Genomic DNA, 15,341 nt, shown 5'->3' with positions numbered 1-15,341 from the left:
GCAATCAAAATGAATAAATATGTACTACCGTAAAACAAAACAAAAAAGCATATAAAAGAACTGTATAAAAGGATAACCTCGTTTGGGAGAATTATGTGCGGTCAATGGATGAAGGTGGTTCCTCCATCCAACCATGTTTCATTAAAATTGTTCCACCATCTTTTGCAAAATCAAACTGTCTCGCCATGATATTCCCCAAATGTAATAACATGTCATTTCTAAAACTAAATGCTGCTCCCACTGAATTGCTTCCAAGTCCGAATATCGTTAATAAATTCGTGTTATACATCATGAGTTTGTCAGAAAAGGGTGATATGGTCGAAGCTGTAATCACGCCACCCCAAGTAGTAGGTGCAGGTAAGTCACTATCTAATAAAAGTTTACTCATCATGGAAATGATTTCTTTTGCAAGTTCTTTCCCTTTAGTAAAGTATCTTTTTACATCTGGCTCTTTAGCGACTTGTTCAAAAGCAATCATCAATTGCATCCCAGTAATATTAGACTCTAAGGATTGATAAATCAAACCAATCTCAACGGTATTAAGCGCCCTCTTTTTTTTAAATGGATTTAATCCGTTTGTGTAACTGGTATCATCAATGAAATCCACTTCCTTGGGCATGGATACGATAGGAGGACGTGTCAAAACCCCTTTATTCAATAGGTGTTCAGTTGTTACAGAATAAATGTGTTGAGTATCTCTCGTAAACTCCGTATACAAATCACGGATATCGGGTCTATAGGACATCCCGGAGTGCAGGGAATAAAGACCTGTTAAAACTTTGCTCATCATTCGAACATACATAATCGCATAGTTATCATCAAATAATTGTGGTGAATTTTTATTTAAGTCCCCTTCATTAAATGCTACAGGTATAACAGCACCGGCATCCTGGAAAATAGCTTTAATTTTTTCTTTATTTTTGGTTTCGATTGTATAAATATTTTGTAGAATTTCTTTCGTTTCATTCTCATCAGCTTTTTCGATAAGATAATCCAAAACCAAATTCATCATTGCTTTCTCTCGATATGCCTGCCATAAGTTTCCTAACTCTGAGGATGATAAAGGTATGCTATTCATTTTGCTCCTCCAAATAAACATTAATAAGTATATTATCTCTCTAATTCCATTTTGCATTAAAAATATTTGGAAAGATTCTAAAAAAATATAGGTGCATATAAAAACGGGTTCCTTTACCTATCACAAACTTTAAAAATGTAACTTAAAAAGAGTGCCAAATCGTATACGAATTTGGCACTCCTTTCGGTTATTCTTATGTCCCACTGTAAAAAGATTTCGTCCTACTAAAATGGCTTTAAATAATTTCAATAAAATATACCGTATAATAATTTACCAACCCAAAACGTAAGTAAAATCCAAATCAGAATGAATAGTACAGCAACAAACCAGTTTTTTGGTTTACCATTTTTCCTAATTTTTTCAGCCTTTTCTCTGTTTTCTTCAATAATGTAAGCTGGGATTAATTTTAGTGCTAGTGAAATGCCTAACGGAACAATAATTATGTCGTCGAGATAGCCCAATACAGGAATGAAGTCAGGGATCAAATCGATGGGACTAAAAGCATAAGCAACTACACAAATAGCAACCAATTTAGCGTACCAAGGAACTCTATTATCATTGTATGATAAATAAAGGACGAATAAATTTTGTTTTAGTTTTCTCGCGTAGTTTTTTAATTTTGTTAAAGTATTTTCTTGTTCCATCTAACTCCCCCTTGTTAGTAATGATTATAAAGTAAAATAGGAGAGAGTTGAAACAATTATTGGCGCCTGTTCAGCTGTAAAGGTCAATAGAGTTGGGCATACAGGAATTTGCGTTTTTGCACGTTGTAACCCATTTTATAGTGATAATATTTGATGAATGGGGAAAAATAGTATTTTAGAAAGGAGGGATTGCAATGTCTGCGAAAAAGTGGTTAACTGGATCGATCGTTTTGCTTACAATGATTTTGGTTATGGCAACACCAGGCTCACTCAGTGTATTTGCTGAATCCGGGGTAGTAAAAAAGTCGATGGAGTCAACAATCGAGGTCAAGATGAACGATAATTACTTTAATCCGAACGTCATCACTATTCCGAATGGAAAAACGACAACGTTGATATTGAAGAACGAAGGTAAGAAAGAGCACACGTTCACAATTGAAAAGCTCAGAATTGATGCCGAAGTCCAGCCGGGAAAAGAAAAAACCATTACCGTGAAACCGGAGAATCTCGGTACATATGAACTGATATGTCGTTACCATTTCCAGGAAGGAATGGTTGGAAAAGTAGTAGTCAAATAACACGCAGGGCCATACAGGCCTTGCTTTTTTAATGAACTCAGAAAGAACAGGGGGATATCTCCAATTACATATGGTTAATTCTACCAAAGTAAACTTTCTAACTTACTAAAATATCATATGGACGATATTAAGGAATTTAAAGTATGATGAAAGAATGAGAAAATTTTTAATAGTTTAGCTCATTTAAGAATCTAACAATATGACCCATGATTATTAGCAAAGTAGGAGGTTTTATGAGATTTCGAACAAAGCTTTATACGAGCATAGGATCATTACTTTTGTTCATTACGATTATCGTTGTGATATTAATGAACATGCTGGAACAATCGACTGTAAAAATGAACGTTGTGATTAATGATTTAAATGAGAGAATCGAAATTGCTTCCACGATAAAAGAAGAGACTTCAACGATAACAAAGGAATTACATACCATGTTGAAAGAGCGTGGAGAGGCAATCCCTTCAGACTCATTGAATGAATGGGAAAATTCAAATTCAAATTTACAAATGGCGATGGCTTCACTCGAGAAAAAGGACACCCAAGAAAAATCTCAAGAACTTATTAGTAAATTAAAACTATTACATGAATCATACCGAAATATGGGTCAGCAAGCGCTGTCGGAAAGGAAAATCAATCCTAACATTGAACTTACGGCACCCTTTTGGACTGAATCTGAACTATTAAGGCAAAGAATGATTCAAATGACAGAACTGCTATATGGCTTACAAGAACAAGGCATGAAGAATGAACTGTTACGTTCAAAAGATACCTATAATTGGGCAGTTGAAAATATATATATTTACCTTGTAATCGGCTTAATCCTCGGTATAGGTTTTGCCATATGGATCATAAAAAGCACCAGCAACAATCTTAACAAGGTAACAGACGTGATGAAACAGGCAACGGCCAGTGATTTTGATTCATTACCGCGTATTGAGATTACCACAAAAGGGGAACTGAGTGAAATCGCCGTGGCCTTTAATAAAATGGCTAATGCACTTGAGAAACATAGTAGAAACGACAAACAATTAAAAGAAGAAGCAGAAGAGTTGAGCTGGCTGAATACAAAAATTGCTGAAATTGCCACCTTGTATCCAGAGGTGGAAAATGTGGAAATGCTGGCCAGTATGCTAATCACAAAGCTTGCACCTATGGTAAGAGCGAGCCACGGCATCTTTTATTTAAAGGAAATAGAAAAAGGCAATCAGTATTTAACAAGAATTTCTTCCTTTGCCTCTAACGCTTTCGAGCAAGAACGAAAGCAATTTCGTTTGGGGGAGGGATTGATTGGGCAATGTGCACTTTCAAAGCGGCCCATTCATTTAAATCAAGTTCCCGACGATTACCTAAAAATCGGTTCAGGTCTGGGAGAAGCTTCTCCTAAGGCGATTATGATTTTACCCGTATTATTTGAAGACCAAGTACTTGCGGTAATTGAAATGGCCTCTTTTGAGAAGTTAACCCCATTACAAATAAAGCTGCTTGATGAAGTGAATAACAATTTAGGGATTAAGATTAATAGTATTATCAACCACATGAAGGTAGAAAAACTATTGCAAGAATCACAAGCCCTGACAGAAGAATTGCAAGCCCAATCAGAGGAACTCCAAATGCAGCAAGAGGAGTTAAGGTCGACAAATGAAAAACTAGAGGAACAGTATGAAGCGTCAAAACAAAGGAACTTTGAAATACAGGAGGTTAGTGCGGCGCTTGAAGAAAAAGCACAGCAGCTCGAGCTTAGTTCTCGATATAAATCTGAGTTTCTAGCAAATATGTCCCATGAACTTAGAACGCCACTGAATAGTTTGCTTATACTGGCACAGATTCTCTCTGAAAACGGGGAAGGGAATCTGACACTAAAGCAACTAGAATACCTGAAAACCATTTACACTTCGGGTAATGATTTATTGAACTTAATAAATGATATATTAGATTTGGCAAAAGTAGAGTCTGGAAAACTAGATGTAATTTCCGAAGAAGTCAAACTAAATGAGGTAAGTGATTTTATTTATCACCAATTCGCACCGATTGCCAATCAGCAGAAGGTTCATTTTACAATCGAAAGGGAAAGTGAATTGTCAACAACTTTCTTTACCGATGAACAACGATTACAGCAAATTTTAAAAAATCTCCTTTCCAATGCGTTTAAATTCACAGAAAGTGGCAGTGTCACCTTACAAATCCGCCAGATTATGAAAAACGTGGGGGAAAAACATCCGGCCGAACAGATGCTTGCTTTTTCCGTCATTGATACTGGTATTGGCATCGAAAATGAAAAACAAGAGACCATTTTTGATGCGTTCAGGCAAGCAGATGGTACGACAAGCCGGCAATATGGCGGCACGGGATTAGGCCTATCCATTTGTCGGGAAATGGCTCATTTATTAGGCGGGTTTATAGAAGTATCAAGTGAAATCGGAAAGGGAAGTACATTTACATTATATTTGCCATACGGTCAAATGAATAACAAAATCGAGCCACTTTCTATGGCTCGAACAGAAGCAGCGGTCAGTTTGGAAGAGAACTATTTAGTGAACACGAATGTTCCGGTTTTAAGGGATGAGCCAAAGATCAAACAAGGGAAATCGATCCTGAGAAATAAGAAAGTACTTATCGTTGATGATGATATCCGTAATGTATATGCCTTAACGATTGCGCTTGAAAATCATGAAATGGACATCCTAGTGGCAGAAAATGGCAGGGAAGCGTTGGAGGTTTTAAATGTTCATCCTGAAACGGACCTGATTTTAATGGATATTATGATGCCAGAGATGGATGGGTTTGAGGCGATCCAACATATTCGTAAGATACGTATCTTTGAAACTATACCAATCATCGCCCTAACAGCAAAGGCGATGAAACACAGCAGAGAAGAATGCCTGGAGGCAGGAGCATCCGATTATATTAGCAAGCCAATTAACTTGGAACAGCTGTTCTCGTTGATGCAAGTTTGGTTGTTTACGAAGGAGGGATAGAAAATCGCACCGTTAAAATCGTATGAGTCTTGTCATCTAGTACAGGATGAAGAAATCGAGAGGATTGAAATCGATTTATTACTGGAGGCTATGTTTCGATATTATGGCTATGATTTTAGAAACTATGCCTTTCCTTTTATCCAAAGGAGGATTAACCATCGCGTTCAGATAGAGAGGCTTTCAAGTATATCTGCCCTGCAGGAAAAAATCCTTCGTGACCCTGGTGTGATGGCAAGGTTACTTTCCGACTTTTCCATCAATGTTACCGAGATGTTCCGCGATCCACCTTTTTTTAAGAGTATCCGGACAAAAGTGATCCCTTTACTAAAAGATAACCCTTCGATTAAGATTTGGCATGTTGGATGTTCTTCAGGTGAAGAAGTGTATTCAATGGCAATCCTCCTTCAAGAAGAAGGGATTTATGATAAAACTAGAATCTATGCAACCGATATTAATAAGAATATTCTTGAAAAAGCAAAACAGGGCACTTTTCCTTTAGAAGGGATGAAGCTCTATACCAAAAACTATATGGAAGCAGGAGGAAAACAGGCCTTTTCTGAATATTATAAAGCCGTGGATGATAAGGTTTGTTTCCACCCATTTCTTCAGAAAAATATCGTTTTTGCCCAGCATAATGTGGTCTCAGACCATTCTTTTAACGAGTTTGATATGATTATATGCCGAAATGTTCTTATCTATTTTAATAAGAACCTTCAAAATGATGTTCATCAATTAATATACGAAAGCCTAAGCAGCTCAGGTTTTCTTGGCTTAGGAAAAAGAGAGGGGGTTAAATTTACACGTTATGAAGACTGTTACGGAGAATTTGATGGACCCGAAAGGCTTTATCGAAAAGTTAAATAATACACAAGTTCAAAAGGTGAATATATTAATGGTGGATGATCATCCAGAAAATCTGTTGGCCTTAGCAGCTGTGCTCACTTCACCAAATTATAATCTTATTAGTGCCCATTCAGGAAAAGAAGCGTTAAAATGCATGCTTCAACATGATTTTGCCGTGATATTACTAGACGTTCAAATGCCGGGACTGAATGGCTTTGATACGGCCAAGCTGATAAAGGCAAGAGAAAAAACAAAAAATATCCCGATTATTTTTATTACAGCGATTAGTCAAGAAATGGAACATGTTCATCAAGGATACTCCGTAGGGGCGATAGATTATATTTTTAAGCCCTTTCAACCGGAAACCTTGAAAAAGAAGATTGAACAGTTTGTAAAAATCCATCAAAATCATCAAGAAAATATCATTCAAACCGATCTAGACCGTTTGCTTGAGCTGAATAAAATCAACAAAAGGCTGGATCAAACCACCCTAAATTTACGGCGGACCGAGGCATTATCAAGAGCCATCAGTGAAACGATTACCGATACGATTGTGACGTTTAATACGCAAGGTTCGATTCTTTCCGTGAATCAGGCCGCCAAGTGCATGTTTGGCTACCAGGAAAAGGAATTAATCGAAAAACACGTACTGAAGCTTTTCCCAAAATGGGAGGATGAAATGGTGGATGGCTCCTCCTCATTCCTTTCTACCATGAGACAATCGGTAGGAAAAATTATTGAAGTAGTTGCTTGTCATAAGAATAAAAGCTGCTTCTATGCGGATCTGTTAATTGCATCAACCACCATTGAAGAGGAACAAATCTTTGTTTGTACCATACGTGATGTATCAGAAAGAAAGCATATGGAAGAAATAAAAAAACAAAGATTTCATAATTTGGAACATATCGTCAAAGAGCGGACGCTTGAGCTGATTAAGGCAAATGAGAAACTGCAAATAGAAGTGGAAGAACGAAAAAAAATTGCTGAACATCTGTTCCACACTCAAGAGAGGTTTCGAAAAATCTTTGACTCCAGTCCTTGCTTAATGGCGATTTTATCACAAAAAGATTTATCTTTTATCGAAGTCAATGCCAACTGGACAAAATATATAGGTTTTAGCAGTGATGAATTGATTCATCAAAAAATAAATAGTAAGAATTTTATTGAGGAAGCAACGGAGACGTTTATTGATCTAAATAAAAAGGTTCGAAATAAGAAAATCAAATATGGGACGAAAAACAAGGAAATCCGATCAGGTTTATTATCTACTGAGTTGATTGATATCCATTCTGAACCATGTATGCTGGTTGTTTTAACCGATATTACGGACAGGGTACACCTCGAGAATGAAATGTATCGACTGGACCGCTTAAATTTAATCGGCGAGATGGCAGCTGGTATTGCCCATGAGATCAGAAACCCGATGACAACCGTTCAAGGATTTTTACAATTATCGAGGAATAATGTAGATAATTTATCTCCGGCTATCATCGATTTAATGCTTGAGGAATTGAAAAGGGCCAACTCTATTATCACCGAATTTTTGAATCTAGCTAAAAATAAAATTAGTGTCAAAAAGCAGCAAAACATGAACGCCATTATTGAAGCTTTATCTCCTTTGATACAAGCGGAAGCATTTCGTTCAAATAAACAGCTGGAGCTTGAATTAGGAGAATGTCCTGACATCTACCTTGACGAAAAAGAAATTCGCCAACTCATCTTGAATATGGCCTTAAATGGGTTGGATGCAATGACTTCTAATGGAAATTTGACGATTAAAACTTATAAGGATAAGGAGGCAGTGGTCCTCCAAATAAAAGATGAAGGCCAGGGAATCAGCCCAGAAGTATTAACAAAAATAGGGACCCCTTTCTTTACCACCAAGGAAACAGGAACAGGTTTGGGGTTAGCCATCTGTTACAGTGTAGCCAAACGGCATGATGCTCAAATTGACATTGAAACGAGTGAGAAAGGGACGACCTTCTCAGCTCGATTTCAGCTCATTCCCAGCCTAATCAACGCGTAGGTTCATTCTTTAACACAGAAGAGAGGGGAAAGGATGCCGTGTGGAAGAAAAAGAAAATTAGTTTGGTTATTGGTATTGTTATTTCTGTCGTAGTACTAGGTTTTATTTCCGTAACCTTTGCTGTTAAAAAGCCGACTGTGGTCGTTGTGTTAAAAAAAGATGACTCTCAATATTGGGAAATCATGAAAGCTGGAATGGAAAAAGGGTTTAAAGACTTTGGCATCGATGGAAAGGTGATTGTTCCTAATGATTCAACCACGAAAAAACAGGCAGAATTATTAATAAAGGCGTACAAAGAAAAGCCAGATGTGATCATTGCGGCTCCGATCAATTCATCAGTAAGCCCAACATTAGAAACATTTACGGATGTTCCTATTTTACTGGTAGATACCGATCTTCCCATTAAGAACAAAACAGCGTATATCGGAACCAATAATCTGGATTTAGGTAAAAAAGCAGGAGCCTTTTTAGCCTCACAGCTACAACCAGGGAATAAGATAGCTATTATCGGAGGAGATTTGTCTTTCCCTGTTTTTAAGGAGCGGATTGATGGTGCTACCAATTCTTTAAGAAATGCAGGAATCAACATCGCCTCGATCAAATCAGGGATATCGGATGACCCCCAAACGATTCGACATTTGATTATCCAGCTTATGCGTGACCAGCCTGATATTAAGGGTATCGTGACCACACATGACACGATCGCGATATCGGTCATCAAGGAATTAGAGAAACAAGGATTGTTTATTCCTGTGATTGGGCCAGATGGTCTTACCGATATGGTTAAGTTCATTGCAGATGGAACCGTTCCTGGTACTATGGCTCAAAATCCTTATGATATGGGATATTTAAGCGTGGAAACCGCCATGAAAGTGGCAAATGGACAAAATGTCGATAAATTCGTGGACAGTGGTGTAGATATTATCATCAAAGAGAATGCCCACGATAGATTAGATTTTTATGAGAAAATTGTGAAGTAAAAAATAGTGGATACCATTGATTGGTTAAAGGGCATCTTTGAGTCTACCCTTTTTTGTTTCCCCCTTTTTCATTTTTTCACCTTCAATAATGCGGCGTAGCTTGCCGCCTTTTTGGGTGAAGCAGTAAGGGATTTCTCATAACCTTTCTGGAAGCTTTTTTCGTACGCCCTCACAAACTTCTGACCGAGTATCCGCCGGGCTACCTGTAACGCATCCATTTCTGGATGGGCATGAAGGTAGGTGTAGAATTTATCCCTAGAGGAAAAAGAGAGGTACACCTGCCGGAGAAGTCCTATTTTTATGAGGGGGCGAGCTATCTTATCCTTATTGTTAGAGCTCAGCTGAGAGCGAGGAATCTGCTGCCAAGCACGGGAGATTCTGAAATTATGCCGGTCTTCAAGCCCCGATCGGATTCCTTCATAATAGCCTTCCTCCGTTCCAATCTGGACGGGGTCCGGCGGCGGTTGGTCGTCTGTCTGAAAACCGCCGACGAAAAGAATACAAATAAATAGGAAAAAGGCCGTAAGTTTCTGTGCCACAGCTTTTTCACCCTTTCTGTTTATTTCGTCCCCTTTAGTCTAACCAGTCATTTCCTTCAAATGTATTAGGGAAGGGGAAAATCTGATGGATAAGGTAAATGGCACAATCATATTATTGTGAAAAAAGGATGCGTTATGGTGTTAAAAAATAAATTTTGGGTGGTGTCAGGCACCATGGTACCTGACACTACCCAGCTATTTCTTACGGTTTGTATCTCCCGATTTGCCTTCGGGGATGACGCGGTCGATGTCTAGGTACGGTTTGCCGACAACGGCGTCGTGGGATAGGATATTAACGCTGTCTTTCTTGTTTTCCTGCATCAAGTAGAGCCTCCAATTCATTCATTAACAAAATGGTACATAAGGTATTTTCCGCAATATCTTCAAAATCTTTCAGTGTAGTCACACGAATCCTCAAATTTTTCTTACCTGATCAAGTCTCAATTGTCATCTGAACTGCAAAAAATGCAAATGAACAAACTCGGGTACTCTCCCAAATTTTGAACTAGGATAAATGGGGATGTGCTAGGTCATATCGATAATCATGCTTTTTTAGAAGATAGATTGAGGAGCCTAATATATGGTGGTTTTTGAAATTCAGATTGAATTATTTCTTATGAAATGTCATTATTAAATTAATGTACTCATTTTAACAATTAATAAATGTTTTAATTAAGCGATTAAAGGAGTTGATTTTGAATGGGAAAAGTTACACCATTCCTAATGTTTCAAGATGGAAAAGCAGAAGAAGCGATGAATTATTACATATCTATTATTGACGATTCAGAAATTACAAGTATTGCTCGTTATGGGGCGAATGAGTCTGGTGATGAAGGAACTGTAATGCAGGCTACTTTTTCCGTAAAAGGTCAAGAATTTATGTGCATTGACAGTAACGTGAAGCATCAGTTTTCCTTTACTCCTTCATTCTCAATTTTTGTTACTTGTGATACTGAAGAAGAAATTAACAACCTATATCTGAAACTTAGCGAGGGTGGACAAGCACTTATGCCAATTGGTAATTATGGCTTTAGTCAGAGGTTTGGTTGGCTAAATGATCGGTTTGGAGTATCGTGGCAACTAACTCTTCCTTTGTAATTAGAATTATAATAAAAGCAAATATGACCGAAATTGCAAAAAACGCCTTCAAATAATCAATTTGAAGGCGTTTTTTGACGTAGATCAATAGTTGGTCAAAGAATGCACCATTCGTCCAGAGTAAGCACCCGTGCTGATAAATAGACGGAGGAATTCCGCTTAATTAGCCATTCTTATTAAAAATAGCTTCAATAGACGGAAAGATTCCGCCTATTGAATCAAAAAATACAAAAAGGGGAGATTTTGCTTTCCATAAGCGGAAAACCTTCCCTTATTTATCCCGAAACAAGCTACATTTTGCATTTAAACGGAAAAGCTCCGCTTATTTTACTATTGCTAGTTCCTCGATTAAGGACCCAGCTAGAGAATTTGATGAGGACCTCCTACAAACAGTGCTGAAAGAGAGTATTTTATCATTAAGGAAGTAAAACCTTGAAAAAATGCTATCATATATCTTAAACTTGTACAATGGACGAATGTTATTGGGTCATTCCCCCAATGAAGTACACATTACTAAACCGAGAGTCTGATCCTAATTTAATAAAAAAAGGAGTCGTTAACATGTCGCTTAAAGTAATTTCGCCGAAAGCTCTTGATGAGAAACTTCAAAAGAATGAACCGATCTTCCTCCTCGATGTACGTGCTGAAGAAAAATACAACGATTATCATATTGTCAATCCGAATATCAAGAATCAGAATATCCCTAAGAATATTATCCTTGACCTTGAGGAGAATGGAGAGGAAGGGCTGCAATCTTTGCCCAAAAACAGTGAGATTGTCATAACATGTACAACCGGAAATTCCGCCAGGAAATGTGCAGAAATTTTATCCAAAAAAGAATACCAAGTTACATTACTTGATGGTGGGGTTACCGCTTGGAAACAGTATTTAGACACAAAGCACCAAGACTGATAGAAGGAACAAGAAAGATCGGTTCAGGCGATCAACGTGCTAACGCTTTTGCGCACTGAAGGTCTTTCCTCGTTTTCCCATACCTAACAAAACGGGTATTCTTCCTACCTATGAAATTCATGATCTGAATGACCCCTATACCATATTAAATTTGAATCAAAGTTAATGGATTACATCAAATAGCCATCATGTGACTGATCACATGACGGCCTTTTTTATTATTTGTGGGTAGAACTGTTGGGGCTTTCTATTTGTTCGGCAGAGGACTCCTCGGTTTCATCACTTGCTTCTTCGGTTATATCCATTTTTTTGTTTTCCGTTTGAAAAATATCTTTAGATACGGTGTTAAGCATATTAACAAAGCGATTAAACCCAAATCCTACAAAAAACGCAATGCTAATCGGTGCATAAGGAGTATCTTGATAATCCGTAAATTGTACTAAAAGGATACCGCTATGAATAATAGTAACCGCTACGACTGCCGTACCAGTAGCAAATATCGGATAGAAAATATACATAATCCATTTTCGATAATCGCGTAATTCGTCTTCCATATAGTGAGTACAGAACATATATAGATGCCTCAGGGAACCGCCAATGGCTCCAGCGAAAAAATAGTATAAAAAGATTTTAATATCGGAAATGAATGGAAAATATTTTTCTAGTGTACCAGTACCCAACATACCGACCGCAAGGAAACTGCCAAAAAACAGAAGGGAAAGGTATGTCAAAATGACCGCTTTTAACCATTTCTTCATTCATGACACCTCCGCTTGCTGCCATCCTATGCGGCTAAGCTTAAAGTGTCACTGTCTAACATCAGGATGAGTATAAAAAGCAATGCCGTGACCGAAATCGTATTAACTTTAGACAAGGAAGAGCCAAAAATGCAAAATCGTGTCCGAAGTCATGTCAACTTCGGACAAGGGAGGCTCAGAAAAGCAAGTGCGTGTCCGAAGTCATGTCAACTTCGGACAAGGAAGGCTTAGAAAAGCAAGTGCGTGTCCGAAGTCATGTCAACTTCGGACAAGGAAGTCTCAGAAAAGCAAGTGCGTGTCCGAAGTCATGTCAACTTCGGACAGGGAAGGCTCAGAAAAGCAAGTGCGTGTCCGAAGTCATGTCAACTTCGGACAAGGAAGGCCCAGAAAAGCAAGTGCGTGTCCGAAGTCATGTCAACTTCGGACAAGGAAGGCCCAGAAAAGCAAGTGCGTGTCCGAAGTCATGTCAACTTCGGACAAGGAAGGTCCAGAAAAGCAAGTGCGCGTCCGAAGTCATTTCAACTTCGACAAGGAAAGCTCAGAAAAGCAAGGGTGTGTCCGAAGTCGTGTAAAATAAACCAAGGTAAAATTAGAATTAATTAATTCTAGTAGAAAGATGCTCCCTGTTTTACTCAACGATAAAAATATTATGTTAACTTTTTACTCTTTCATTAATCAGCAGAAGCATGGAGATTTATAAGTTTGTGAAAATATGCCTGAAATTAACGGATAGCTAGTGAACTACTGGGATAAGAAAACCGCCTCGTTAAAGAAGCGGCTTATTGAACTATCGTATCCGTCGTAATCTGCTTTAGGAGTAAAGGTCATCTAACTGTCTGGTAAACGAGGCCTATGGCTCCAGAATCAAATGTCTTGTTTTCGATCAGTTTAAGATTGATCTTCTCCTTGAGACCTTGGAATAACGGCAACCCGCTGCCAATCAGGACGGGAGAAACCGTAATTTTATACTCATCTATTAAATCAAGCTGCATAAGGTAGTGTGCTAACCTAGGACTGCCGAGGATGACCATATCCATGCCTTGCTGCTGTTTGAGGTTCTTGATCTCTTCCTCAACCTCTTCTTTCACTAGTCTGGAATTGTTCCATTCGACTTTCTCCAACGTCGTAGAAAAAACGATTTTGGGTGTCTTTTCGATCCACTCGGCATGATTAAGTTCATGCTGCGAAGCTGAGGGGTCAGAAGGCACAGATGTCCAGTAACTGTGCATCATCTGATAAGTCTCACGTCCCCATATGACAGTGTCGGCAGTACTCAGAATTTCTTTTGCGTGTTTCTCCAAGTCAGCATCGTATGAAACCCAGCCAATGTCCATTTCGCCGTTCGGACCTTCTACAAAACCGTCAAGCGAAGAGTGCAGAAATAGAACGAGTTTTCTCATTTTTAGTCTCCTTTGTTCATGAGGGATATTTTTTTCATACTTTTCTACCTTCAATGTAAGTATAACCAGTTTTTTATAATTTTTGGTAAAAAGGTTCGATAAGTTACAAGTTACATATCAATGGCCAATGTCACCAAATATATTAGTTCATTGTTAATATAGGTTTGTAATCCAATATACCTAAACGAAGGGCGAACTGCTTTAAAAATACAATTTTCCAAAGAACTCATGATAAAATACCAATGAATGGAGGGATATTTTTGAAAACGTTTGAGGCAAAATTAAAAAGCTATGCAGAATTGGTTGTAAAAGTGGGATTAAACGTTCAACCGAACCAAATCCTTTATGTAAGAGCTAGTGTGGATACGATTCCATTTGCTAGAGCTGTCGCACACGAGGCTTACAATGTAGGTGCAAAAAATGTGTACGTGGACTATTCTGATCCTGAAATCACATTGTCACGCTATTTGAGAGCATCAGATGATGTGTTCACGGAATTTCCTGAATGGGAGCGAATTCAACGTGAGAAGTTGATTGATAAGGATGCGGCATTTTTATTTATCGTTTCCGACGATCCGGGTTTATTGTCCAAAGCTGATCCAAATCGTATTGCGAATTACCAAAAAGTAAGCGGAGAAGCCATGTTAAAATGGAGAGAGCAGCATGACGATGTTAGTTGGCTCATCTGCGCAGCTCCAAGTCAAGCCTGGGCAGATAAGGTTTTTACAAGCGAAACGAATAGCTTGGACAAACTTTGGGATGCCATCTTCAGTTCAGTACGTATAGGCGAAGTTGAACCTGTAAAGGCATGGCAAGATCATATTGGAAACTTGCACCAAAAGGCAACTTATTTAAATGATAAGAAATATAGGAAGTTACATTACAATGCTGAAGGCACAGATTTAACGATTGAGCTTCATCCCCTTCATCTATGGAGAAGTGGTGGAACCCAAAATCGACATGGTGTTCCATTTGTTGCGAATATGCCAACTGAGGAAGTCTTCACTTCGCCATTACGTTCAGGTGTTAATGGTTTCGTTTCGAGTAAAAAACCACTTAGCTATGCAGGTAATTTAATTGATGAGTTCAAATTAACTTTTGAGAATGGTCGAATTGTTGAAATGACAGCGAAGAAGGGAGAAGAAGTATTAAAAAACCTAGTAGAAACAGATGAAGGTTCCCATTATCTTGGTGAAATAGCCCTGGTTCCACATGACTCACCTATTTCTAACTCAAACGTACTTTTCCTAAATACATTATTTGATGAAAATGCTGCAAACCATTTAGCATTAGGCTTCGGTTTCCCTAACTGTATTGAAGCTGGAGAGAAAATGACGAAGGAACAACTTGAGGAAGTAGAACTTAATTCGAGTATAACTCATGTTGATTTCATGATTGGTTGTGCGGATATGGACATTGATGGTGAATTACCTGATGGTACCCGTGAGCCGATTTTCCGTAAAGGGAATTGGGCTTTCTAATTGATTTTGCAGAAGAAGGAATCCTTTGT

General features: G+C 38.2%; 13 protein-coding genes. 8 read left to right on the top strand and 5 right to left on the bottom strand.

The annotated features are described in order from the left end of the window. Positions 1–91: 91 nt before the first annotated feature. A complete protein-coding gene (locus RCG22_RS03985) occupies positions 92–1,078 on the bottom strand; it encodes a DUF3231 family protein (RefSeq protein WP_308105828.1) in 987 nt (328 codons plus the stop codon). Between the two features lie 245 nt (positions 1,079–1,323). After that, positions 1,324–1,722 carry a YkvA family protein gene (locus RCG22_RS03980; RefSeq protein WP_308105827.1) on the bottom strand — a complete coding sequence of 133 codons (399 nt, stop codon included), beginning with the start codon at positions 1,720–1,722 and terminating at the stop codon, positions 1,324–1,326. Positions 1,723–1,916: 194 nt separating this feature from the next. On the opposite strand from RCG22_RS03980, the gene RCG22_RS03975 reads away from it, so the two are divergent. From RCG22_RS03975 to RCG22_RS03955, 5 genes are all read left to right on the top strand, one after another. Then, on the top strand, positions 1,917–2,300 hold the full coding sequence (locus RCG22_RS03975) for a cupredoxin domain-containing protein (protein ID WP_308105826.1): 384 nt from the start codon (positions 1,917–1,919) through the stop codon (positions 2,298–2,300). A gap of 233 nt (positions 2,301–2,533) precedes the next feature. Beyond that, a complete protein-coding gene (locus RCG22_RS03970; RefSeq protein ID WP_308105825.1) occupies positions 2,534–5,275 on the top strand; it encodes an ATP-binding protein in 2,742 nt (913 codons plus the stop codon). A 3-nt stretch (positions 5,276–5,278) separates the two neighbouring features. Next, complete coding sequence (locus RCG22_RS03965; protein WP_308107083.1) at positions 5,279–6,139, top strand: CheR family methyltransferase; 861 nt, start codon at positions 5,279–5,281, stop codon at positions 6,137–6,139. Beyond that, positions 6,081–8,144: a PAS domain S-box protein gene (locus RCG22_RS03960; protein ID WP_308105824.1), complete on the top strand. Its 2,064-nt coding sequence runs from the start codon at positions 6,081–6,083 to the stop codon at positions 8,142–8,144. The genes RCG22_RS03965 and RCG22_RS03960 overlap by 59 nt, the downstream gene beginning before the upstream one ends. 38 nt (positions 8,145–8,182) lie before the next feature. Next, positions 8,183–9,124 carry a sugar ABC transporter substrate-binding protein gene (locus RCG22_RS03955; RefSeq protein WP_308105823.1) on the top strand — a complete coding sequence of 314 codons (942 nt, stop codon included), beginning with the start codon at positions 8,183–8,185 and terminating at the stop codon, positions 9,122–9,124. Positions 9,125–9,192: 68 nt separating this feature from the next. Here the strand turns inward: RCG22_RS03955 and RCG22_RS03950 are convergent, their stop codons facing one another. After that, positions 9,193–9,663, bottom strand: coding sequence for a hypothetical protein (locus RCG22_RS03950; protein WP_308105822.1), 471 nt, complete (start codon positions 9,661–9,663; stop codon positions 9,193–9,195). A gap of 699 nt (positions 9,664–10,362) precedes the next feature. Here RCG22_RS03950 and RCG22_RS03945 point away from each other — a divergent pair. Both RCG22_RS03945 and RCG22_RS03940 read left to right on the top strand, forming a co-directional pair. Continuing rightward, positions 10,363–10,761: a VOC family protein gene (locus RCG22_RS03945; RefSeq protein WP_308105821.1), complete on the top strand. Its 399-nt coding sequence runs from the start codon at positions 10,363–10,365 to the stop codon at positions 10,759–10,761. 561 nt (positions 10,762–11,322) lie between these two features. Beyond that, entirely contained in the window at positions 11,323–11,673 is a 351-nt protein-coding gene (locus tag RCG22_RS03940; protein WP_308105820.1) for a rhodanese-like domain-containing protein, read from the top strand. A gap of 218 nt (positions 11,674–11,891) precedes the next feature. Here the strand turns inward: RCG22_RS03940 and RCG22_RS03935 are convergent, their stop codons facing one another. Both RCG22_RS03935 and RCG22_RS03930 read right to left on the bottom strand, forming a co-directional pair. Further along, positions 11,892–12,431, bottom strand: coding sequence for a hypothetical protein (locus tag RCG22_RS03935; RefSeq protein ID WP_308105819.1), 540 nt, complete (start codon positions 12,429–12,431; stop codon positions 11,892–11,894). Positions 12,432–13,255: 824 nt separating this feature from the next. Further along, entirely contained in the window at positions 13,256–13,831 is a 576-nt protein-coding gene (locus RCG22_RS03930; RefSeq protein WP_308105818.1) for a dihydrofolate reductase family protein, read from the bottom strand. Positions 13,832–14,091: 260 nt separating this feature from the next. On the opposite strand from RCG22_RS03930, the gene RCG22_RS03925 reads away from it, so the two are divergent. Then, positions 14,092–15,312, top strand: coding sequence for an aminopeptidase (locus tag RCG22_RS03925; RefSeq protein ID WP_308105817.1), 1,221 nt, complete (start codon positions 14,092–14,094; stop codon positions 15,310–15,312). Positions 15,313–15,341: the final 29 nt, after the last annotated feature.

The sequence above is a fragment of the Neobacillus nitrireducens genome (genome assembly GCF_030915405.1).
Classification (GTDB): domain Bacteria; phylum Bacillota; class Bacilli; order Bacillales; family Cytobacillaceae; genus Neobacillus.
Note: the sequence above shows the minus strand (reverse complement) of the source record. Positions and strands in the feature narration are given on the sequence as shown.

What these genes read in the sequence shown, in the direction of transcription:
- RCG22_RS03985 (WP_308105828.1), bottom strand. Translation starts at nt 1,078, where the DNA reads ATGAATAGCATACCTTTATCATCCTCAGAGTTAGGAAACTTATGGCAG.
- RCG22_RS03980 (WP_308105827.1), bottom strand. Translation starts at nt 1,722, where the DNA reads ATGGAACAAGAAAATACTTTAACAAAATTAAAAAACTACGCGAGAAAA.
- RCG22_RS03975 (WP_308105826.1), top strand. Translation starts at nt 1,917, where the DNA reads ATGTCTGCGAAAAAGTGGTTAACTGGATCGATCGTTTTGCTTACAATG.
- RCG22_RS03970 (WP_308105825.1), top strand. Translation starts at nt 2,534, where the DNA reads ATGAGATTTCGAACAAAGCTTTATACGAGCATAGGATCATTACTTTTG.
- RCG22_RS03960 (WP_308105824.1), top strand. Translation starts at nt 6,081, where the DNA reads ATGAAGACTGTTACGGAGAATTTGATGGACCCGAAAGGCTTTATCGAA.
- RCG22_RS03945 (WP_308105821.1), top strand. Translation starts at nt 10,363, where the DNA reads ATGGGAAAAGTTACACCATTCCTAATGTTTCAAGATGGAAAAGCAGAA.
- RCG22_RS03940 (WP_308105820.1), top strand. Translation starts at nt 11,323, where the DNA reads ATGTCGCTTAAAGTAATTTCGCCGAAAGCTCTTGATGAGAAACTTCAA.
- RCG22_RS03935 (WP_308105819.1), bottom strand. Translation starts at nt 12,431, where the DNA reads ATGAAGAAATGGTTAAAAGCGGTCATTTTGACATACCTTTCCCTTCTG.
- RCG22_RS03930 (WP_308105818.1), bottom strand. Translation starts at nt 13,831, where the DNA reads ATGAGAAAACTCGTTCTATTTCTGCACTCTTCGCTTGACGGTTTTGTA.